Annotated in this window: 24 protein-coding genes, 1 pseudogene and 3 riboswitches; of the genes and pseudogenes, 18 read left to right on the top strand and 7 right to left on the bottom strand. The window is 42.1% G+C overall.

Going from position 1 to position 21412, the window contains the following annotated elements; all coding sequences use genetic code 11:
* Positions 1–21 precede the first annotated feature (21 nt).
* Positions 22–176: riboswitch (SAM riboswitch) on the bottom strand.
* An 83-nt stretch (positions 177–259) separates the two neighbouring features.
* Positions 260–1039, bottom strand: coding sequence for a carbon-nitrogen family hydrolase (locus tag AC0DBE_RS07870; protein WP_053407020.1), 780 nt, complete (start codon positions 1037–1039; stop codon positions 260–262).
* A 94-nt stretch (positions 1040–1133) separates the two neighbouring features.
* Between AC0DBE_RS07870 and mtnE the strand changes: the two genes are divergently transcribed.
* The 5 genes from mtnE (at position 1134) to mtnD (ending at position 5612) form a co-directional block, all read left to right on the top strand.
* Positions 1134–2327, top strand: a complete 1194-nt coding sequence (mtnE, locus tag AC0DBE_RS07865) for a methionine-glutamine aminotransferase (protein WP_472961697.1) — start codon at positions 1134–1136, stop codon at positions 2325–2327.
* Positions 2328–2368: 41 nt separating this feature from the next.
* Positions 2369–2469: riboswitch (SAM riboswitch) on the top strand.
* An 83-nt stretch (positions 2470–2552) separates the two neighbouring features.
* Positions 2553–3770, top strand: coding sequence for a 2,3-diketo-5-methylthiopentyl-1-phosphate enolase (gene mtnW, locus AC0DBE_RS07860; RefSeq protein WP_072566184.1), 1218 nt, complete (start codon positions 2553–2555; stop codon positions 3768–3770).
* Positions 3767–4474 carry a 2-hydroxy-3-keto-5-methylthiopentenyl-1-phosphate phosphatase gene (gene mtnX, locus AC0DBE_RS07855; RefSeq protein WP_014113578.1) on the top strand — a complete coding sequence of 236 codons (708 nt, stop codon included), beginning with the start codon at positions 3767–3769 and terminating at the stop codon, positions 4472–4474. The genes mtnW and mtnX overlap by 4 nt, the downstream gene beginning before the upstream one ends.
* A complete protein-coding gene (locus AC0DBE_RS07850; RefSeq protein ID WP_061187349.1) occupies positions 4432–5061 on the top strand; it encodes a methylthioribulose 1-phosphate dehydratase in 630 nt (209 codons plus the stop codon). Before mtnX ends, AC0DBE_RS07850 begins: the two co-directional genes overlap by 43 nt.
* A 14-nt stretch (positions 5062–5075) precedes the next feature.
* Positions 5076–5612 carry an acireductone dioxygenase gene (gene mtnD / locus AC0DBE_RS07845; RefSeq protein WP_072566187.1) on the top strand — a complete coding sequence of 179 codons (537 nt, stop codon included), beginning with the start codon at positions 5076–5078 and terminating at the stop codon, positions 5610–5612.
* 39 nt (positions 5613–5651) lie between these two features.
* Here mtnD and AC0DBE_RS07840 read toward each other — a convergent pair whose 3' ends face one another.
* Positions 5652–5972, bottom strand: a complete 321-nt coding sequence (locus AC0DBE_RS07840) for a YkvA family protein (RefSeq protein ID WP_061187351.1) — start codon at positions 5970–5972, stop codon at positions 5652–5654.
* Between the two features lie 202 nt (positions 5973–6174).
* Here AC0DBE_RS07840 and spo0E point away from each other — a divergent pair, with 202 nt between their 5' ends.
* Both spo0E and AC0DBE_RS07830 read left to right on the top strand, forming a co-directional pair.
* Positions 6175–6432: an aspartyl-phosphate phosphatase Spo0E gene (gene spo0E, locus AC0DBE_RS07835; protein ID WP_003218598.1), complete on the top strand. Its 258-nt coding sequence runs from the start codon at positions 6175–6177 to the stop codon at positions 6430–6432.
* 85 nt (positions 6433–6517) lie between these two features.
* Positions 6518–6949 carry a hypothetical protein gene (locus AC0DBE_RS07830; protein ID WP_014113583.1) on the top strand — a complete coding sequence of 144 codons (432 nt, stop codon included), beginning with the start codon at positions 6518–6520 and terminating at the stop codon, positions 6947–6949.
* Positions 6950–6976: 27 nt separating this feature from the next.
* On the opposite strand, the gene kinD is transcribed toward AC0DBE_RS07830, so the two are convergent.
* Complete coding sequence (kinD, locus tag AC0DBE_RS07825) at positions 6977–8497, bottom strand: sporulation kinase KinD (protein ID WP_072566188.1); 1521 nt, start codon at positions 8495–8497, stop codon at positions 6977–6979.
* A 192-nt stretch (positions 8498–8689) separates the two neighbouring features.
* On the opposite strand from kinD, the gene mhqR reads away from it, so the two are divergent.
* Positions 8690–9127 (top strand): MarR family transcriptional regulator MhqR, encoded by a 438-nt coding sequence (gene mhqR, locus AC0DBE_RS07820; protein WP_003232475.1) that lies wholly within the window; start codon positions 8690–8692, stop codon positions 9125–9127.
* A gap of 38 nt (positions 9128–9165) precedes the next feature.
* Here the strand turns inward: mhqR and motB are convergent, their stop codons facing one another.
* The 3 genes from motB to clpE form a co-directional block, all read right to left on the bottom strand.
* Positions 9166–9951, bottom strand: coding sequence for a flagellar motor protein MotB (gene motB, locus AC0DBE_RS07815; protein WP_472961690.1), 786 nt, complete (start codon positions 9949–9951; stop codon positions 9166–9168).
* Complete coding sequence (gene motA / locus AC0DBE_RS07810) at positions 9923–10735, bottom strand: flagellar motor stator protein MotA (protein WP_003238984.1); 813 nt, start codon at positions 10733–10735, stop codon at positions 9923–9925. The genes motB and motA overlap by 29 nt, the downstream gene beginning before the upstream one ends.
* A gap of 388 nt (positions 10736–11123) precedes the next feature.
* Complete coding sequence (gene clpE / locus AC0DBE_RS07805) at positions 11124–13223, bottom strand: ATP-dependent protease ATP-binding subunit ClpE (protein WP_472961686.1); 2100 nt, start codon at positions 13221–13223, stop codon at positions 11124–11126.
* A gap of 366 nt (positions 13224–13589) precedes the next feature.
* On the opposite strand from clpE, the gene AC0DBE_RS07800 reads away from it, so the two are divergent.
* The 10 genes and pseudogenes from AC0DBE_RS07800 (at position 13590) to AC0DBE_RS07755 (ending at position 20993) form a co-directional block, all read left to right on the top strand.
* On the top strand, positions 13590–14633 hold the full coding sequence (locus AC0DBE_RS07800) for a YkvI family membrane protein (protein WP_014113587.1): 1044 nt from the start codon (positions 13590–13592) through the stop codon (positions 14631–14633).
* Between the two features lie 141 nt (positions 14634–14774).
* A riboswitch (PreQ1 riboswitch) is annotated at positions 14775–14819 on the top strand.
* 128 nt (positions 14820–14947) lie between these two features.
* Positions 14948–15607 (top strand): 7-cyano-7-deazaguanine synthase QueC, encoded by a 660-nt coding sequence (queC, locus tag AC0DBE_RS07795; RefSeq protein ID WP_079288755.1) that lies wholly within the window; start codon positions 14948–14950, stop codon positions 15605–15607.
* A complete protein-coding gene (queD, locus tag AC0DBE_RS07790) occupies positions 15600–16049 on the top strand; it encodes a 6-carboxytetrahydropterin synthase QueD (RefSeq protein ID WP_072182858.1) in 450 nt (149 codons plus the stop codon). Before queC ends, queD begins: the two co-directional genes overlap by 8 nt.
* Positions 16042–16773, top strand: coding sequence for a 7-carboxy-7-deazaguanine synthase QueE (queE, locus tag AC0DBE_RS07785; RefSeq protein ID WP_472961683.1), 732 nt, complete (start codon positions 16042–16044; stop codon positions 16771–16773). Before queD ends, queE begins: the two co-directional genes overlap by 8 nt.
* Before the next feature lie 17 nt (positions 16774–16790).
* Positions 16791–17288, top strand: a complete 498-nt coding sequence (queF, locus tag AC0DBE_RS07780) for a preQ(1) synthase (RefSeq protein WP_472961681.1) — start codon at positions 16791–16793, stop codon at positions 17286–17288.
* Between the two features lie 392 nt (positions 17289–17680).
* Positions 17681–18877, top strand: a complete 1197-nt coding sequence (gene ykvP, locus AC0DBE_RS07775) for a spore protein YkvP (RefSeq protein ID WP_472961679.1) — start codon at positions 17681–17683, stop codon at positions 18875–18877.
* Positions 18878–18892: 15 nt separating this feature from the next.
* Positions 18893–19120 (top strand): LysM peptidoglycan-binding domain-containing protein, encoded by a 228-nt coding sequence (locus AC0DBE_RS07770; protein ID WP_061187358.1) that lies wholly within the window; start codon positions 18893–18895, stop codon positions 19118–19120.
* Between the two features lie 98 nt (positions 19121–19218).
* Positions 19219–20154: a glycosyl hydrolase family 18 protein gene (locus AC0DBE_RS07765; RefSeq protein ID WP_061187359.1), complete on the top strand. Its 936-nt coding sequence runs from the start codon at positions 19219–19221 to the stop codon at positions 20152–20154.
* Between the two features lie 132 nt (positions 20155–20286).
* Positions 20287–20425, top strand: a pseudogene (locus AC0DBE_RS07760) (preQ(1) synthase); the annotation flags it as partial.
* A 277-nt stretch (positions 20426–20702) separates the two neighbouring features.
* Positions 20703–20993, top strand: coding sequence for a DUF3219 family protein (locus AC0DBE_RS07755; RefSeq protein ID WP_061187360.1), 291 nt, complete (start codon positions 20703–20705; stop codon positions 20991–20993).
* A 120-nt stretch (positions 20994–21113) separates the two neighbouring features.
* Here AC0DBE_RS07755 and AC0DBE_RS07750 read toward each other — a convergent pair whose 3' ends face one another.
* Positions 21114–21299 carry a YkvS family protein gene (locus AC0DBE_RS07750; RefSeq protein ID WP_003232446.1) on the bottom strand — a complete coding sequence of 62 codons (186 nt, stop codon included), beginning with the start codon at positions 21297–21299 and terminating at the stop codon, positions 21114–21116.
* Between the last annotated feature and the right edge of the window lie 113 nt (positions 21300–21412).

Below are 21412 nucleotides of genomic sequence, written 5' to 3'. Positions count from 1 at the left end.
GCTTAACATGTATGTCCGCCTCTCTTATCTCTCAGATCAGATCTGATGGAATTAGCACCGTGCCTTAGAGACGAGCGTCTCGGCGCGAAAAAGATGCGCCCCATTTCGCAATGGAATTACGGTCGGTTGCTGTTGGGGTCAAAAGGCCAAATCCCTCGCCCAACTCTCGATAAGAGAATATATTCACTTGTTAAACAATTCTAATTTATCAGTTGATGAACATAGTAACAGGTGTTTTATCAAGTTGTCAATATATTTTTTAATATAAATCTTTTCTGATATCATCGAAAACAGGAATGCTCTCTCGTACCTTAACGCTTTCCTTAAGGTCGATTTCAGCTCGGACAATGCCTTCTTCCCGGCCGCCTTCAGCAAGTACACGCCCCCATGGATCAATAATCAGGCTATGCCCGGCAAATTCATTATCTGGATTTGAACCGGTACAATTGCAGGCAGCGACAAAGCATTGATTTTCAATGGCTCGGGCAATAAGCAGACTTTTCCAATGATCAAGGCGGGGAAGAGGCCATTCCGCAGAAATAAACAGTACGTTGGCACCTTTTATCGTATGTTTTCTGATCCACTCCGGAAAACGGATATCGTAACAGATCAGTCCTGAGCTTTTGACGCCATCAAGCTCAAAGTATCCGTCTTCGGAACCGGCTGATAAATACACATGCTCATCCATCAGCTGAAAAAGATGGGCTTTTCGATACTCTTTAATGATTTGTCCTTCCTTATCCGCGATGTACATTGTATTATAAACATCAGAATCATTTCTGACTGCGACCGATCCGGCGACAATATGAACGCCATGTTTTTTTGCTGTTTTCTTCAGCCAGCTCTGAGCAGAATGCCCGTCTTCATCAGCGAGCTTATCAAGGTTGGCCAAGTCATATCCAGTTGTCCATAATTCAGGAAGAACAAGAACATCAGCATGTTTGCTTTCTTTTTCAATCAAAAATTCAGCCTTTTTTATATTTTCCGAAGGTTTACCGTATGAAATATCAAATTGAAGACAAGATATCGTCCATTTCATCTTTTTAACACCCCAAATTTTTCTTTACTTTTTTCATTTAACCATATATGATGATGGACTATCATTTCAAGATTTTTTTAGAAGGTGAGAATAGATGAAATTTGAACAGTCTCATGTATTGAAAGAATTGCCTAAACAATTCTTCGCTTCTCTGGTGCAGAAAGTGAACCGAAAGCTCGCAGAAGGACACGACGTCATCAATCTCGGACAGGGAAATCCGGATCAGCCGACTCCGGAACATATCGTCGAGGAAATGAAACGAGCCGTTGCGGATCCTGAAAATCATAAATACTCGTCTTTTCGCGGCTCATACAGTCTGAAATCAGCCGCTGCAGCATTTTATAAACGAGAATACGGTATCGATCTTGACGCGGAAACTGAAGTCGCTGTATTATTCGGCGGGAAAGCCGGTCTGGTCGAGCTCCCGCAATGCTTGTTGAATCCGGGTGATACGATTTTAGTTCCGGATCCGGGCTATCCTGATTACTGGTCAGGTGTCACACTCGCGAAAGCGAATATGGAAATGATGCCGCTCGTAAAGGACAGGGCGTTTCTTCCTGATTACAGCAGCATCGCGGCTGAAGTAAGGGAACAGGCGAAATTGATGTATTTGAATTATCCGAATAATCCGACGGGAGCTGTTGCTACCTCCGAGTTTTTTGAAGAAACAGTGAGTTTTGCGAAAGAAAACGGGATCTGTGTCGTTCATGATTTTGCTTACGGCGCTGTAGGATTTGACGGCTGCAAGCCGTTAAGCTTTTTGCAGACTGAAGGTGCGAAGGATATCGGAATTGAAATTTATACGCTGTCAAAAACGTATAACATGGCAGGGTGGCGGGTCGGCTTTGCTGTCGGAAACGCTTCGGTCATTGAAGCGATCAATCTTTATCAAGACCATATGTTTGTCAGTCTTTTCAGAGCGACTCAGGAGGCTGCAGCGGAAGCACTGCTAGCTGATCAGACGTGTGTGGCGGAGCAAAATGCCCGATATGAGAGCAGGCGAAACGCTTGGATTGCGGCATGCCGGGAAATCGGCTGGGATGTGACAGCTCCGGCAGGTTCATTTTTTGCCTGGCTGCCTGTGCCTGAAGGCTATACTTCCGAGCAGTTCTCAGACCTTTTGCTGGAAAAAGCGAATGTGGCGGTTGCGGCTGGAAACGGCTTCGGTGAATATGGCGAGGGCTATGTCAGAGTCGGACTGCTGACAAGTGAAGAAAGACTCAAAGAAGCCGCTTATCGAATTGGGAAACTGAACCTGTTTACCCAAAAAAGCATTGACAAGATCTGATAACGATGGGATAATTCAAAATAATTTATAAAATCTATATTTTCTTATCAAGAGCAGGCAGAGGGACGAGCCCGATGAAGCCCGGCAACCGACTTATAAAGCACGGTGCTAATTCTTGCAGCTGGCGGCTGAGAGATAAGATTCGGACGAGAAACGAAACCTCTTTAGACGCGATTGCTGTTTGAAGAGGTTTTTTTATATGGATGAAATGAAAGGAGCTCTGGCATGAGTGAGTTATTAGCAACATATCTCCTGACCGAACCGGGAGCCGATACAGAGAAAAAAGCAGAACAAATCGCAACAGGATTGACAGTAGGCTCATGGACAGATCTGCCCCTTGTAAAACAGGAGCAAATGCAAAAGCACAAGGGGCGGGTGATAAAGGTCGAGGAAAGAGAGGGAACTCCTGCATCAGGGAAACAAGCGGTGATCACAATTGCCTATCCTGAAATCAATTTCTCTCAGGATATTCCGGCTTTGCTGACAACAGTGTTTGGCAAGCTGTCGCTGGACGGAAAAATCAAATTACTCGATCTTCACTTCTCTGAAGCATTTAAGCGCACGCTGCCGGGACCGAAGTTTGGCGTATACGGCATCCGGAAGCTGCTGGGAGAGTTTGAGAGACCGCTGTTAATGAGCATTTTTAAAGGGGTTATCGGAAGGGACCTGAGTGATATTAAAGAACAGCTCAGGCAGCAGGCGCTTGGCGGAGTTGATTTGATTAAGGACGATGAAATTTTCTTTGAGACAGGTCTGGCGCCTTTTGAAACAAGAATTACAGAAGGAAAGCAAATATTGAAAGAAACGTATGAGCAAACCGGGCATAAAACGCTGTATGCGGTCAATTTGACTGGACGTACGGCTGATCTGAAAGACAAAGCGAGACGCGCTGCCGAATTAGGAGCAGATGCGCTTTTGTTTAATGTCTTCGCTTACGGCTTGGACGTCATGCAAAGCCTAGCGGAAGATCCCGAAATCGCAATCCCGATTATGGCACATCCAGCTGTCAGCGGGGCGTTTACGTCTTCTCCGTTCTACGGATTTTCTCATGCTCTTTTGCTCGGAAAATTGAACCGGTATTGCGGTGCTGACTTCAGTCTCTTCCCATCTCCATACGGTTCGGTTGCGCTTCCAAAAGAAGATGCGCTGGCGATTCACGAAGAATGTGTAAGAGAGGATGCCTTTAACCAAACATTTGCTGTTCCGTCAGCAGGCATTCATCCCGGTATGGTTCCGCTTTTAATGCGGGATTTCGGCATAGATCATATTATTAACGCCGGGGGAGGCGTACACGGACATCCGAACGGCGCCCAAGGCGGGGGCAAAGCGTTCAGAGCCATAATTGATGCGGTCTTAGAAGCCCAGCCGATTGATGAAAAAGCCGAACAATGCAAGGATCTAAAGCTTGCCCTTGATAAATGGGGAAAGGTTGAAGCTGTATGACGACTCGAAAGCCTTTAATTATTTGTGATTTTGACGGAACCATCACGATGAACGACAACATTATAAGCATCATGAAAACATTTGCTCCGCCGGAGTGGACGGCATTAAAAGACGGCGTGCTGTCCAAAACGCTGTCGATCAAGGAAGGTGTCGGACGGATGTTCGGCCTTCTGCCAAGCAGTTTAAAAGAAGAGATTACAAGATTTGTATTGGAAGATGCAAAAATCAGGGAAGGCTTTCGGGAATTTGTAGCGTTTGTCAAGGAGCATGAGATTCCGTTTTATGTCGTAAGCGGAGGAATGGACTTTTTTGTATATCCATTGCTTGAAGGCATTGTGGAGAAAGACCATATTTATTGCAACCATGCTTCATTTGACAATGACTATATTCATATTGACTGGCCCCATTCTTGCAAAGGGACTTGCAGCAATCAATGCGGGTGCTGCAAGCCGTCAGTGATACATGAACTCGCTGAACCGAACCAATATATCATCATGATCGGTGATTCGGTTACAGATGTAGAGGCAGCAAAGCTGTCTGATCTTTGTTTTGCAAGGGATTATTTATTAAACGAATGCCGGGAGCAGAACCTGAATCATCTCCCGTATCAAGATTTTTATGAGATAAGAAAAGATATTGAGAATGTAACGGAGGTACAGGAATGGCTGCAAAACAAGAACGCTGGAGAGAACTCGCTGAAGTAAAACGAGAATTGGCTGAACGAGATTGGTTTCCGGCGACTAGCGGCAATCTGTCTATTAAAGTTTCTGATGAGCCTTTAACATTTCTCGTCACTGCAAGCGGAAAAGATAAACGCAAAGAGACGGATGAAGATTTTCTGCTGGTGGATCAGTATGGAGAGCCTGCCGAAAGCGGGCATTCTCTGAAACCGTCAGCGGAAACGCTTTTGCACACACATTTGTACAATAAAACCAATGCCGGATGCTGCCTGCATGTCCATACGGTAAACAATAATGTGATCTCAGAGCTATACGGAGATCAAAAGAAAATCACATTCAGAGGCCAGGAAATAATAAAGGCGCTCGGCCTGTGGGAAGAGAATGCAGAAGTGACCATTCCGATCATTGAAAATCCGGCTCATATTCCGACGCTCGCGGCACTGTTTGCCGAAGAGATTTCAGAAGATTCAGGAGCTGTTCTGATCCGAAATCACGGTATTACCGCTTGGGGAAGAACAGCATTTGAAGCAAAAAGAGTGCTTGAAGCATATGAATTTTTGTTCAGCTACCATTTGAAATTGAAAACACTCCAGCACCAGCTGGTTAAATAAAAGGAGGAACTGAAATGGCAACAATTCGAATTCATGATGAGGCAAATACAACGATTGAAAATCAAGAGGAAGTAGCAAGCTTTCTGGACAGTCAAGAGGTTATTTATGAGCAATGGGATATCGCGAAGCTCCCGGAACAGCTTTCAGAGAAATATGATCTGACAGAAGAAGATAAACAGCAAATCCTTGATACCTTTGAAACTGAAATTAAAGATATCTCAGCCCGCCGAGGCTACAAAGCACAGGATGTTATTTCTTTGTCAGACAGCAATCCGAAACTTGATGAACTGCTTGAGAACTTTAAAAGAGAGCATCACCACACAGACGATGAGGTCCGTTTTATCGTAAGCGGACACGGCATTTTTGTCATTCAGGGCAAGGATGGCACGTTTTTTGATGTCCGTTTAAACCCTGGAGATTTAATCTCCGTGCCTGAAAATATCCGCCATTATTTCACACTTCAGGAGGATCGCAAAGTTGTCGCGGTGAGAATCTTTGTCACAACAGAAGGCTGGGTTCCAATTTATGAAAAAGACAGCGTGAATCAATAAGCAGGAAAAGCCCCGTTCGAAGAACGGGGCTTTTTATATTTATTGCAAACGCCACTTTTCATATTGTGACATTTCTTTTTTAATCAGCATCCAAATCAAACCTAAAACAGCTGCATCGTCAATGATCCCAAGACCGAGTATAACATCTGGAATGACATCGAGCGGCATGGCGATATATAAGATGGCAGCAGTTAGAAGAAAAAGTGTTTTAACCTGAGAACGTGGATAGTCGCCGTTTCTCCAATCGCGAAGCATTTGAAAAAAAACAGTAATGTGCTGGATACATTTTTTTCGGTTTTTCCTTTTTAACATCGCTTTTCCGCCTGCCGCTCCGAGCATCATTGCTTTCTTTTTCTTCATCGGGCATCCCTCCTGCCTGGCGGTGTGTTTAAGATATTCTTCATCTGGGTATTGTTCTTCTAATCCTATCAATATATCTATTATACCTGAAAAAATAACTTATTTAATGAAAATATGTTTACAAATAAAGTATAATCTGTAATAATGCACAATAACCCAATCAAACTTGTTTCCTATTTCTTAGCGGCGAGGGGTGAAGTGAATGGGCGGTTCTTCTGAACAAGAAAGATTGTTGGTGTCTATTGATGAAAAAAGAAAGTTAATGATAGATGCCGCTAGAAAGCAGGGATTTACAGGGCATGACACGATCAGACACAGTCAGGAGCTGGATTGTTTAATAAATGAATATCACCAGCTCATGCAAGAAAACGAACATTCTCAAGGGATTCAAGGCCTTGTAAAGAAATTAGGCTTGTGGCCCCGCAGAGATGTTATGCCAGCATATGATGCAAATAAATAGCGGCGCTGTCAAATGCATATATAAAGAGAGAGCTTTTCAGAAGCGCTCTTTTTTTCTGGAAAAATTCATATGAAAGAGGGAACTGATGAAAGAACTGGCGATTCTCATTACTGAAATGGTCAATCAATTTCATGATGCTTTTATCTCATTATGCGGAATGTTTGGCATTCATTTAACCGACAAAGAGATGCATTTTTGGGTGATCGGCATTTTTGGCATAATCTTTTTCGGCGTCACTCACGCTGTGTTTTCATGGCTTTCTAAATGGAGCATGACAGCCTTGTCCTTTATCTATACCGTTACAGTGATCATTGTTATCGTATTTGCGATTGAAATTCAGCAAAAAGTGACGGGGAGAGGGAACATGGAGTTTTTAGATGCCACGGAAGGGTTAAAGGGTTTTTTAGTATTCTTTATGTTTTTTTTGCTTCTGAAATTGCTGTTCCGCTTCATCAAAATACTTTTTTCTGGCAGAACAGCAAGCAAGTCGACTGGCAATCCACGGTCACGAAGATAAAAAACCCTCCTGACACGGTCAGGGGGGCTATGAAGCGGATACGGGGAGGGTGATCGTCACCTCTGTGCCTCTTCGCACTTCACTTTCGATATGAATAGAGCCACCGTACATCAGAACGATCCGTTTACATACGACAAGGCCGAGACCGGTTCCTTTTTCTTTAGAAGTAACAAAGGGAAGGAAGATATGATCCAGCATTTCCTGAGAAATCCCTTCACCGTTATCCACAACTTTGATAATGGCCTTTTTATCCAAAGCTCCCACTGAGATCGTCAGTTTGCCTCCTTCAGGCATTGACTCGAGGCCATTTTTTGCTACATTTAAAATCACTTGTTTAATATGATCTTTGGTGCATTTTACGAGCAAAGGCTGCTCAGTTAAATACTGTAATTCGACTTCAACATTGTATAGGTTGCCCTCAGAATAGATGATCGGCATAATTTCACCGATAATATCCTGGAGCGAGTTCAGCTCCCATTTTTCAGCTGTCGGCTTGCCGAGAACGAGAAACTCACTCACAATTTGATTAATGCGCTTTATCTCTTGTTCGATAATGGAGAAGTAAAGCTGATCTTCTTCACCTTTATATTTCTTTTGCAACAGCTGAATAAAGCCGCTTATGCCGGTGAGCGGGTTACGGATTTCATGGGCTGTGCTGGCAGCAAGCGTTCCGATCAGCTCTAATTTTTGCGCCTCATTTTCTGAGCGCTCCAGCTGTGTCTGCCGCTTCAGCAAATAATACAGCACGAGAATAAAAAGGATATTCAGCAGAACAATACTACATGAAAGCGGAAGCACAAGGCTTTTCGTCAGTTCTTCTATTGTAACCGGGTTCGGATATACTTTCATATTCCAGCTGATATCATCCAGATATCCGCTGACAGGTTTCTGATCTATTGCATGTGAGGCCTGTCCGCTCGTAAAAATTATTTTTCCGTCTTGATTCACAACTTCAATATAAACATCAGGGCTAAGTAAGTTAATGAGATTTTTCAGATAATCAATTTGAATAGCTGCGACGAGATAATTTGTCACATTTCGTTTTGAGTCCAAAACAGGGACACAAATTGTAAAAATCGGCTGGCCTGTAATTCTGCTCGAATAACTATCTGAAATGACTGTCTTTTTTGTTTCCTTCGCTTTTGTAAAAAAAGATCTGTCGGCCAGGTTTACTTTCATTTTTAACTCTGTTGTGCTTGCGGTGACGTCTCCTTTGGCATTTAGAAAATAGAGACCGGAAAATCTCGGCTCTGAATCAAAGGTTTTTTCCAAAATCGACTGCATTTTCTTTATATCAACCGGTCTGTCGATGGCGATGGACAAGGAAGTCATTCTCGCCTCTGTTTCTCCGATTAAATAATTGATTTTGTTGCGGTGAAGGTTCAGCATTACACTCGCTTCTTGCTTATGTTCTGCAGCTATAGTATCTTTTTCTTTTTCATATACGAAAAAGCTGATGACGATTGCCGGAATCACGACCAGTATAATATAAAGTTTGACTCTCCCGCAGGCGCCTTTTAGTATTTTCAATTTGCATCGCTCCAACATACACCTGATTAGAGGTATTATATCATTGTTTCTTCTTCTTTAATAAGAAAAAATAACCAAAAAAATTAGAAAAAGATGTTGAGCAGCTTATAATATAAAAAAGAAGAGAAATATTGGAAAGATTTTTATTGACATTTCGGTCTTTGTTTATTAATGTTTCTCTGTAACGGTTTCTAAAAGGATGATTGAGACATGACAGAAAAATCACTGAAGTTATTTATCGTGCTGTCGCGCGCGTATCGGTCCATTAACGATCATATGAATAAGCATATTCATAAGCATGGACTAAACCCGACTGAATTTGCTGTGCTAGAGCTGTTGTACCATAAAGGCGATCAGCCGCTGCAGCAGATAGGAGATAAAATTCTCTTGGCTAGCGGGAGCATCACATACGTTGTAGATAAGCTGGAACAAAAAGAACTCCTCATTCGGAAAGCGTCTCCTACAGACAGACGTGTGACATTTGCACAAATTACTGAAAAAGGCATCGGTCTTTTGAATGATATTTTTCCTGATCACGCTGCTGAAATTGATGAAATGATCAGCGTATTAAGCGAAGAAGAGGTAGAGATGTGCACGGAAATGTTAAAAAGAGTAGGATTAAACGCAAAACAGTTTCATAATAAGTAAAAAAAGGAAGCCTGATATGTCACAGGCTTCCTTTTTAACTATTTTTCATTTGTTTCCGCTGCGCCTCTCGGCAAGATGAGAACTTCAACACGCCGGTTTTTGCTTCGGCCTTCCGCTGTTTTGTTGGAAGCAACCGGTTTATACTCACCATACCCCTTGGCACTGAATACTTTTGCATCGAGCTTAGGGTTTTCAATCAGTAGCCCCATAAAGTTTACCGCTCTCATGACGCTTAAATGCCAGTTTGATTGGAATTCAGAATTTTTAATTGGCATATTATCAGTATGTCCGCTAATAATGATATTTCTTGGCGGATTAATCACAAGAAGATTTGAAATCTCTTTTGCAAGCGGAACATCTTCCTTACGGATGGTCGCTTTCCCAGAATCAAAGAAGATACTGTCTTTAATCGTAATCAGAAGGCCTTCACTAGTCATCTTCGTTTCCAGCTGATGTTCCAGCTTTTTATCTTTGATGAACTTTTCCACCTGGCTCTTCACATTTTCAAGTTCTTTTTGATCAGCGGCTTTTTCTTTTTCTTTCTTGTTTTTCGCTTTCTCTTCTTTATCCTTTTCAACTTCATCGATTCCGTCTGACTCGTTTTCTGGAGGGGTGACACTGGAGTAGTCCATTACGCCGGTGCCACCTGTAAAGACTTCATTAAATGATTTTGAAAGCATCTGAAACTTAGCTGCGTCAATCGAGCTGCTCGCGTACAGCACAATAAATAATGCCAGGAGAAGAGTAAGGATGTCGGCGTAAGGGACGAGCCATGATTCATCAACGTGTTCGTCCTCATGCTTCTTCTTCTTTTTTCTCGCCATTTTGCGCCTCTCCTTGTTCTGCAAATTTCAAGCGGTCCTTCGCAGGAAGATACATTAAAAGCTTTTGTTCGATGACTTTCGGTGCCTGTCCTTCTAAAACGGATAAAACACCTTCAATCATGACCTCACGCAGTTTTACTTCTTGTTTTGATTTGCGTTTTAATTTATTTGCGAAAGGATGCCATAATACATATCCCGTAAAGATACCGAGAAGGGTGGCGACAAAGGCTGCACTGATAGCGTGTCCAAGCTCATCTGTGTTGTCCATATGAGAGAGGGCGGCAATCAGTCCGATTACAGCGCCTAGTACTCCAAGTGTCGGCGCGTACGTTCCCGCCTGCGTAAAAATAGCGGCTCCGGCTTGGTGCCTGTCCTCCATCGCTTCGACTTCCTCTGTCATGATATCTCTGATAAATTCCGCACTTTGCCCGTCAACAGCCATGCTGAGCCCGTTTTTCAGGAAAGCGTCATCTACATCCTCAATGCTTGCTTCTAAAGCAAGCAGGCCTTCGCGGCGTGCAAGCTGGGCCCATTCAGAGAACATAGGAATGAGCTCCTCTATCGTCAGCTGTTTGTTTTCTTTAAATAACACTCGGAACAGCGCAGGCACTTTTTTAATTTCTTTTGTTGGGAACGCAATAACGACTGCTGAGATTGTCCCGGCGATAATAATTAAAATGGCAGCTGGGTTTGCAAGCGCACTGAAACTGACGCCTTTCAGAACCATCCCCACGCTCAATGCCACAAAAGCAAGAATAATACCTATTAACGAAGTTTTATCCATAGTTTTCACCAAATCCTTTTTTACTAGCTTGTCTATGGTTAATATCGGTTTTGGTGCCCGGAACTTTAGGGACATTGTGAATTTGTTCATGAAATATTCAAGGAAGAGGCATAGAAGGGAGAAATAAACAAAAACGGGCCTTTCAAAATTGAAAAGCCCGAGAGTTTAGCGGTATTGAATTTGGCAGTTTGTTTGCAAGCTGTCCTTCAGACGGTTTTCATATAATAATAGAAATAAATATTCACTGTATATAAACATGTTCCATCCCTCCTTAAGAAAAGTGTAAAGGATGAAGGGAAGTAACGCTTCGGGGGAAGGAACGGTATTTTCTCAGTAAAGAGTATGAATCCGCAAAAAAGCGGCTTCCTAAATAGGAAACCGCTGATTATTATTTCGCTTGCACTTTGATTGTATGATCTTCTGCAGTGACGTGAAAACTTGTGATCTCGCTATTGTCAAGCAGCAGATCGGTCATTTTATCCTCAATCCATTCTTGGATGGTTCTTCTGAGCGGACGTGCGCCGAATGATGGGTGGTAGCCCAGCTCAGCGATTATTTCTTTCGCTTCGGCTGTCACATTCAAGCTGATGCCGCGTTCTGACAATGTTTCTTCAAGTTCTCCAAGCAGCAGGCTGACGATTTTGACCAAATGTTCTTTTTCCAGTGAGCGGAACTCAATAATGCTGTCAAAACGGTTGAGGAACTCAGGTTTAAAGAACATGCTCAGTGAATCAATCAATGTTTGTTCTTCGATTACACTGTCATCTGATTGGAAACCGACTTTCGTTTGTTTCTCACCAGCACCCGCGTTGCTTGTCATGATAATCACAGTGTCTTTAAAGCTTACGGTTCTGCCTTGGCTGTCTGTCAGACGGCCGTCCTCCATAATTTGCAGGAACATATGCTGAACGTCAGGGTGTGCTTTCTCAATCTCATCCAGCAACACGATGCTGTATGGATTGCGGCGCACTTTTTCTGTTAATTGCCCAGCTTCCTCATGGCCGACATATCCAGGCGGTGAACCGATGATTTTAGATACGGCGTGTTTCTCCATGTATTCGCTCATATCGAGTCGGATGATAGCGTCTTTTGTGCCGAATAATTCATCTGCCAGCGTTTTAGAAAGTTCTGTTTTCCCTACGCCGGTAGGGCCGACAAAGAGGAAGGAGCCGACTGGTCTGTTTTTGGATTTTAATCCGGCGCGGCTTCGTCTTACCGCTTTTGCCACTTTTTGAACAGCGGCTTCTTGTCCGATCACGCGTTCACGAAGTTTTGCTTCAAGCTCTTTCATTTTTGTTTGTTCATCTGCCTGCAGTTTGCCGACAGGGATGCCTGTTTTTTGTTCAATGATATCCTGAATGTGCTCAGCTTTCACAGTGACAGCGGAATGAGCAGAAGAGCTGTTCAGCTTTTTCTCTAATGCAATTTCTTCATCACGGAGTTTTGCCGCCAGTTCGTAATTTTCTTCTTCCAAGGCTTTTGTTTTTTCGGCTTCAATCGCAGTTAAGCGTTCAGCCGCATCTTCGTCATTCAGCTCATCAATTAACAGATTGGCTTTTGAACCTGCTTCATCTAATAAGTCAATTGCTTTATCCGGCAGGTGTCTGTCCTGAATGTAGCGGGATGATAAAGTCACACATGCTTTGATTGCTTCATCACTGAATGTCACGCCGTGATATGCTTCGTATTTGTCTTTGATCCCTTGCAGAATGAGGATGGCCTGTTCAATTGAAGGCTCCTGCACCATGACAGGCTGAAAACGTCTTTCCAGCGCGGCATCTTTTTCGATTTGACGGTATTCTTTCAGTGTTGTCGCACCGATGACTTGCAGTTCGCCTCTGGCAAGGGCAGGTTTAAGAATGTTGCCTGCGTCCATTGATCCTTCAGCAGAGCCAGCGCCAACGAGAAGATGAATTTCATCAATGAACAGAATGACATTTTTTCGTTCTTTCAGCTCAGTGATCAGCTGTTTCATTCTCTCTTCAAATTGGCCTCTGATCCCTGTGTTTGCAACAAGGGATGCAACATCAAGCAAGTAAAGCTCTTTGTTTTTCAGTTTGTTTGGAACATCACCTTCAGCAATTTTTAAAGCAAGTCCTTCGGCGATGGCGGTTTTCCCTACACCCGGCTCACCAATGAGAACTGGATTGTTTTTGTTGCGGCGGTTCAGAATTTCGATCACGCGCGCCACTTCTTCATCACGGCCGATGACGGGGTCAACGAGACCTGCTTTTGCACCGTTTGTAATATTTTGAGCCAGCTCATCAAGCAATCCTTTTTTCTCGCTTTGTTTTGCTGCGCTATGTTCTTTCGGCTGGAATGCTTGTTCAAACGGAAAACCGAAAGAGTGAGGACCCATGCTCATTGAAGGTTTACGAGTCAGTTCGTTATAGCAGGTTTCACATAGAACCATATGTTTATGAACGGAATTTATTTGCATGTTAAGGCGAATCGTCGCCTCGTTTTGATGACAATGTTGACAACGCATTTGCCAAAACCTCCTTAAAAGTTTGATCTTCTTTGACCAATGAATGTGAATAAAAAGGCCGTTTGGAATTGACCTTCTTTGACTATTAGTATACGGCAAACTTAACGGCTTTCAAAACAATTTGCTCAGAGCAGTCTGACTATTTGACTAACTTTGACCAATTGGTTTTTAAAAAAGGCCGGTTCATTTGACCAACTTTGATTAATAGTATACTCTGACCATCTTTGACTTTCAAGTCTTTTGCGTAAAAAATTTTTGATTTGTTTACACAGTAAAACATGTTTTCTTCGTCTTTTCAAGGAACTTGTCTCATAGGTTATAAAAAGGCATATATGGACAAAACTGCGGTTCGTTCGGAGGGGAGAAATGGAACAATCAAAAGGGTCTGCAAGTCAGCTTGCTTTTGTGTATGTCGGTACAGTAGTCGGAGCTGGATTTGCGACTGGCAGGGAAATTGTTGAGTTTTTTCTGAAGTTCGGCTGGTTCGGTTTATTCGGTATTATCATCAGCGGCGGGATGTTTACGTTTTTGGGGGCCAAGCTGATGATCATTTCAAAGCGAATCAATGCCAAGTCATATCAAGAAATGAATATATTTTTGTTCGGTGCGACAGCTGGGCGGATTATCAATGTGTTTATGCTGTTTGTTCTCCTCGGTGTCACATCTGTTATGCTTTCTGGGGCAGGGGCGCTTTTTGAGGAGCAGCTGGGGATGTCTGCTCAGATTGGGATGCTGATTACAATCGGATTGAGCTTAATTGTGATGACTAAAGGGGTAAAAGGCATTTTCGGTGTCAATGTGTTTGTTGTTCCTCTTTTGATCATCTTTTCTATGATTGTGGTGGCCGACTCTTTTATTTTCAGCGAGTCGCGGAACGCAGCTCAGTGGGTCTGGCCACATCGCTGGGACTGGCTGTTGTCAGCGGTTTCTTACGGCGCTTTGAATTTATCGCTTGCCCAAGCGGTTTTGGTTCCACTGGCGAATGAAATGCCATCGGAAAAAGTAATAAAAAAAGGCGCTTTAGTTGGAGGCACGATGCTGACGATTGTGCTGTCCGCGAGTTTTCTGTCATTGTCGACACTCCCGGATGTATTTTTGTATGATATACCGATGGCTCAAGTGGTTTATCTCTTTGCGCGATCTGTCCATTTGATTTATTTGCTCATTATTTTCGGTGAAGTGTTCACATCAGTTATCGGCAATCTATATGGATTGGAAAAACAAGTGCAGAGCTTTCTGCCAATGAAAAGCAAATATATCTTTGCAGCCATTATGATTACGGCTTATATCACGAGCCAAATTGGATACGGCAAGCTGATTTCAACGATTTATCCTTTGTTTGGCTATGTGAGTTTGGCCTTCATCGGCGCCCTGATTTGCAAAAAGTCTCCCCGGCGGCGCAGTTTGTAACATACATATATAATGAAGCGAGCCGTCATTGCAGAACGATGCTTGAACGGAAAGCTAGGGGCTGACTTTTTTTATTGTCAAGAAAAACAACATTATGGTAAGATAGCAGAAGTGAAAAATTGAAGAAAATCCGTACGATATGCGGGAGAGGTTCTAGCTACACCCTCTATAAAAAACTAAGGACGAGCTGTATCCTTGGATACGGCCTTTTTTATGTTTTTCTAGAGCACCTTCCGAAAAGGTGTTTTTTTGTGTAAATCAGCTGTAGCGATGTCTCTCGCCGAAAGTTTTTATTGCGGAGAAGGAGAGGAATCATGAAAAAAGAAAAAGCAATTGTCGTATTTAGCGGCGGTCAAGACAGCACCACATGCTTACTGTGGGCTCTAAAGGAATTCGAAGAAGTCGAAACGGTGACTTTTCATTACAATCAGCGTCATTCGCAGGAAATTGAAGTGGCAAAATCCATTGCAGAAAAGCTTGGTGTGAAAAACCATTTGCTCGATATGTCACTTTTAAATCAGCTTGCACCGAATGCTCTGACAAGAAATGATATTGATATAGAAGTAAAAGACGGCGAACTGCCATCCACATTTGTTCCGGGCCGCAATTTGGTATTCTTATCTTTTGCGTCTATCCTTGCATACCAAATTGGCGCGCGCCACATTATTACAGGAGTTTGCGAGACAGACTTCAGCGGTTATCCTGACTGCCGTGATGAATTCGTGAAATCTTGCAATGTAACAGTAAACTTGGCGATGGAGAAGCCGTTTGTGATTCATACGCCTCTCATGTGGCTGAATAAGGCAGAAACGTGGAAGCTTGCAGATGAGCTTGACTCGCTTGATTTTGTAAAAAACAACACGCTGACGTGTTATAACGGCATCATCGCAGACGGCTGCGGCGAATGTCCGGCATGCCACCTTCGTTCAAAAGGGTATGAAGAGTATATGGCGATGAAAGGAGAGCGTGCATAAATTGTTATCTCAAATTTATCCGCAGGCCCAGCATCCTTATTCATTTGAACTGAATAAGGACATGCACATTTCAGCTGCTCATTTTATCCCTAGGGAAAGTGCTGGAGCGTGCAGCAGGGTTCACGGGCACACGTATACCGTAAATATAACCGTTGCCGGCGACGAACTTGACGATTCCGGCTTCCTTGTCAATTTCAGCGTACTCAAAAAACTGGTGCACGGAAACTATGATCATACGCTTTTAAATGATCATGAAGATTTTTCTCAGGACGACCGGTATTCGCTGCCGACAACTGAAGTCGTGGCGAAAACGATTTATGACAACGTACAGGCTTATTTAGACACATTGGAGAATAAGCCGAGCTGTGTACAGGTGTTTGTCCGTGAAACACCGACAAGTTACTGTGTCTACCGTCCGAAAAAGGGTGGTTTGAATGGCTAAAGGAATTCCTGTATTAGAAATATTCGGACCGACGATTCAAGGAGAAGGCATGGTGATCGGACAGAAAACGATGTTCGTCCGTACAGCCGGCTGTGACTATTCCTGCAGCTGGTGTGACTCCGCCTTCACTTGGGATGGGTCTGCTAAAAAAGATATTCGCTGGCTGACGGCTGAGGAGATTTTTGCAGAGCTTAAGGACATTGGCGGAGACGCGTTTTCCCACGTGACGATCTCAGGCGGCAACCCGGCCCTGTTAAAGCAGCTGGATGCTTTTATCGAACTGCTGAAGAAAAATAACATCCGTGCAGCGCTCGAAACCCAGGGGACCGTTTATCAGGATTGGTTTACGCTGATTGATGATCTGACAATTTCTCCAAAACCGCCAAGCTCAAAAATGGTGACAAACTTTCAAAAGCTTGATCACATTTTGACTTCGCTTAAAGAGAATAACAGACAGCATGCTTGCAGCTTGAAGGTAGTCATTTTTAATAATGAAGATCTGGAGTTTGCCAAAACGGTGCACAAACGTTACCCGGGAATCCCGTTTTATTTACAAGTTGGTAATGATGATGTGCATACGACAAATGATCAGTCACTGATTGCACATTTGCTTGGAAAATATGAAGCGCTTGTTGATAAGGTAGCTGTCGACGCGGAGCTGAATCTGGTCAGAGTGCTTCCGCAGCTGCACACCCTGTTATGGGGCAACAAACGCGGAGTATAATAGAAAGGAAGATAAATATGACGACAAGAAAAGAATCAGAATTAGAAGGTGTCACACTGCTTGGCAACCAAGGAACAAATTATTTGTTTGAATATGCGCCGGACGTGCTGGAATCCTTCCCGAATAAACATGTAAACCGTGATTACTTTGTAAAATTCAACTGTCCTGAGTTCACATCTTTATGCCCGAAAACAGGACAGCCTGACTTTGCAACAATCTACATCAGCTACATTCCTGATGAAAAAATGGTTGAAAGCAAATCATTAAAGCTGTATCTGTTCAGCTTCAGAAACCATGGTGACTTCCACGAAGACTGCATGAACATCATCATGAATGACTTGATCGAATTAGTGGACCCGCGCTACATTGAAGTATGGGGCAAATTCACGCCAAGAGGCGGAATTTCCATTGACCCGTACACAAATTACGGAAAACCGGGCACGAAGTATGAGAAAATGGCCGAATACCGTATGATGAACCATGACTTGTATCCGGAGACGATTGATAATCGTTAATGAGAAGTCAACAAAATTAGGTAAGGTCACACTTGAAAATGGTTCATTTTATGGGGGAACGTGTGACTTTTATGCAATGAAAAATTGATCGTTCAGAAGTTATTTAAGGCGTACAAATGTGTACGTCTTTTTCTTTTTATGCACAAAAATAAACTATTAACTACGTCAGAAGGCTAGTCAAATCAAAGAAAAAGTGTTTTGTAAATCGCTTGCTTTTTCTGTGCCGGCGAGAGAAACGATTAATTTTCATTCTCTTACAATTTCATTTTGCAGGAAGCTATCACGTTATCTCGCACTTGAACATTTTTTATAGACTGGTACCGCGACAAATTATTTTACTTATACATACCAATAAAGTAGACATTAAAAGGTGAAAGAGAGGGCGAAAATGTGTGAAAATTCTTTTCCTCGAGAGTCATCCCATGTGGCTCTATGGTTTACCGAATGGGTTTAGGGAAGCAGGACATACCGTAATGATTTCGGGTCCTGTAAGTCGGGAAAATATCACTGAAATGATAGACGAATTTAAACCAGATCTAATAGTATCTATGGGATGGACACCAGAGCATTCAAGGGAAAAGCAAATCTGGATTCGCAACGCAACTAAAAAGGTGAATATCCCCCTTGTTTATTGGGCAACTGAAGACCCACTGCACACTCAAAACTTTACCATCCCGTTAATTAAAAAGATGAAACCGGATTTTGTTTTCACGGTTACGCCTTCTCTGTGTAAAACTTATGAAAGTATGGGGATTAAAGCAGCTCACTTAGACTTTGCATTTCACGAAAGTATACATCACCAGATTAAACCATTAGCAAAATACAGTTGTGATATAGCAGTGGTAGCTAATGCTTACCCTAATTTTCTTGAAGAACATCCGGAAGTGTTCCGTTCGTCCTCTTTAAAAACACTTATTCGTCCTCTTATACGAAAGGGTATTCGCATTGATTTTTGGGGGAGAAATTGGGAAAACATGAGTAAATATATAGGAAGAGAAATTCCCCGCAATTGGATCCATGGATACCTTGATTATACTGAAGCGTATAAAGTTTACAGTTCAGCAAAAATCATTATCGGATTGCAAAACTGTGAAAGCCAACTTACGCAACGCACCTATGAGATTCTTGGTTCCGGGGGGTTTTTATTGACATCGGATACACCAGCAGTTCGAGATAAATTCAAACCTGGTCGCGATCTTATCGTTTCTTCCTCACCCAAAGAAACATTGGAAAAGGTTAAATACTATTTGAATCATGATAGCGAGAGAAAAAAGATTCGGATAAACGGTAAAAAGGCTGTAAAGAAAGATTCCTATCGGCATAGAGCTGAGAAAATGATTGAGGTGCTAAAAAGCAGAGGAATCTTAAGAAACGTAGGGGAAACCATTCATTATGTAGATGTCCTCAAAGAAAAATACGAGATTCATCATGTTACTCCCGGTGAAACATTATCAAAAATTGCAAGGAAGTATAATGTTTCCCTTCAGCAGATCATGGAGCTTAATCATTTCAAATCGGATCAAATATATGCTGGACAAATTATTAAGATTAGAGAGAAACGGTCTAGAGATGTAAACAAATTTTTCTAAAGGAGAGTCATATGAATGAAGGGAAAAATACCTAAAACAAGAAATCAAGCGAATAAAGTAAAAAGAACGCCTCGTTATATGGAATTTCCCGTAACATATGAAGTTTATCATGTGGAATCTGGCGATACATTATGGACGATTTCCAAATCCTTTAATATTCCGGTACAACAACTTATGAATCTTAATAAAATTTCTTCAGATAGAATTTATCCAGGACAAATTATAAAGATAAGAGAAAGATAATCTTTGAGGTTTCGGAAACGAAACAAATTGAAATGATCAGTCTTCATTTTTTTTATTTGTTGGGAACTTGATATTTTTGGGGATGAAGGGGTTATGAGATGTTTCAAATGAGCTATTTCTATTCTGGATTAAGTAGCGATTTTATTCAACACGTTGATCAAACGAACGGAGTATTAAATGTCGTGTCTCCTGATTTTTTCTATATCAGAAAAGATGGATCATTACTTCTCCGTTCAGCTGATCCCGATGTGATTAAAACTCTTCATAGAAGAAAATTAAAAGTAGTTCCTTTTCTAAGCAATCATTGGAATCAGGATTTGGGACGATTTGCATTAAAGAACCGAGTGCTTTTGGCTAAACAAATTTCTCATGCAATAGAAGAACTGGATTTGGACGGAGTTAATATCGATATAGAAAACCTTACAGAAAAAGATCGGAAGGCATTTACGGATTTTGTTAGACTGGTAAGAAAAAGTATTCCTGGACATAAAGAGGTATCAGTTGCAGTGGCGGCAAATCCTTTTGGCTGGACGAAGGGCTGGCACGGATCATATGATTACGAAAATTTAGCAAAATATGCAGACTATCTTATGGTTATGGCCTATGATGAAAGCCGCCTTGCTGGGCCTACTGCAAGTGTAGGATGGGTGGAAAGGTCCATTCAATATGCTCTAACCCAAAAAATCTCCCCTCAAAAACTAGTTTTAGGATTGCCATTCTATGGCCGCTGCTGGATGAATGGCGAATCTAATTCTCAAGCCATTCCCCTTTACCTTGTTGACTCATTAGTAAAAAGACATAACGGGACAATTATTTTTGACACAAAGAGTCAATCTCCAAAAGCGGTGTTTACGATCAATCACGACAAGAAGGGTCCATTACCTTCAGGAACATATACATTATGGTTTGAAAATGAACAGTCGCTCAGAGCAAAAATAAAAATCGTTCAAAAATATAATCTGAAAGGCCTTGGCAGCTGGAGTCTTGGACAAGAGGATTCGTCAGTCTGGAATAAAGTGTTTAAAAATATATAAGGATTTATAGTTCTAAGCAAAATCCAAGATAATTGTAATGAATCTCTAAATCTTGGACATGCTGAAAAGCATTTAGTACGGGTACAGGTAAAACAGTGAGGACGAGGGTTTAATTCCAAAGGCTCTTGTCCCATGAACAACTTGATTGAATTAGAGGACCCGCTACATTGAAGTATGGGGCAAATTGATCCGTGATCCGTACACAAATGACGGAAAGCCTGGAACAAAGTATGAGAAGATGGCTGAGTACTGCATGCATGATGGATCATGACTTGTTAATAATCGTTAATATAGTTTCTTCTGAAAAATGCAGGGGATTTTTTACATAAAAAAGACGAGTGAATCTGGGGGGAATTCCACTCGCCGCTTCCTAATGAAAAGACGGGATGCTGGATGGCAGCTCGTCTGTTTTATTATATTTGATCGAACATATGTTTGTAAAGGTGTCTTTTCTAAAGAATTGGTTAACATAATAGGTCAGAACAGATTCATTGTAAACGTTCGCTAAGGTATGCTAAGATGCATGAACTATAAAGGAGTGAAATGAAGTGAAGACATTGCGATTAAACGATGTAACATTAGAAATGGCTGCATATCAAGAGGAGAGCGAGCCGAAGCGCAAAATTGCATTTACCCTAAACGTTACGAGCGAGACTTACCATGATATCGCTGTCCTGTTGTATGAAAAAACGTTTAACGTCGAGGTTCCGGAACGAAATCTTGCCTTCCGGGGGGAAATTACAAATTATTCAACGTCATTGACCAACCTGTATGAAGCAGGATCTGTCAGCGAGTTCTATATAGAAATAACGGAAACAGACCAAAACGCCGATTCATAATCGGTGTTTTTGATGTAAAAAAGCTGCCGGCCGGCAGCTTTTGAGAAAGCGAATTTCATATGTAAGGTGTTTAATTGTCCGTCTTGCAGTTTTTGCGAATGAATGTGGAAATGAGGAGGTTTAATAGGAGTCTCTGATGATCTTATAATTTTTATGATTAACAACTGTCAATGAATCTAACTCAAGATCCCGATAGTTATCCATAATCGTGACATCAACGATTACAGAATTCTCATTTACTTTTTCAACAACACCGGTTAATCCGTTTTTAAATTCAATGACGTTTCCAACCTTAGCGATTTTCACAAGCTTCCTCTCCTTTAAACATAATAATGCCTTTTGAAAGTATTTTGCAGTATTTTCATTGAGAAGTAAAGCGATAAGGAGTTTTATCTCCCTAATGAATTGTCCTGACGTTA

Source organism: Bacillus sp. VA15 (assembly GCF_055721145.1).
Note: the sequence above shows the minus strand (reverse complement) of the source record. Positions and strands in the feature narration are given on the sequence as shown.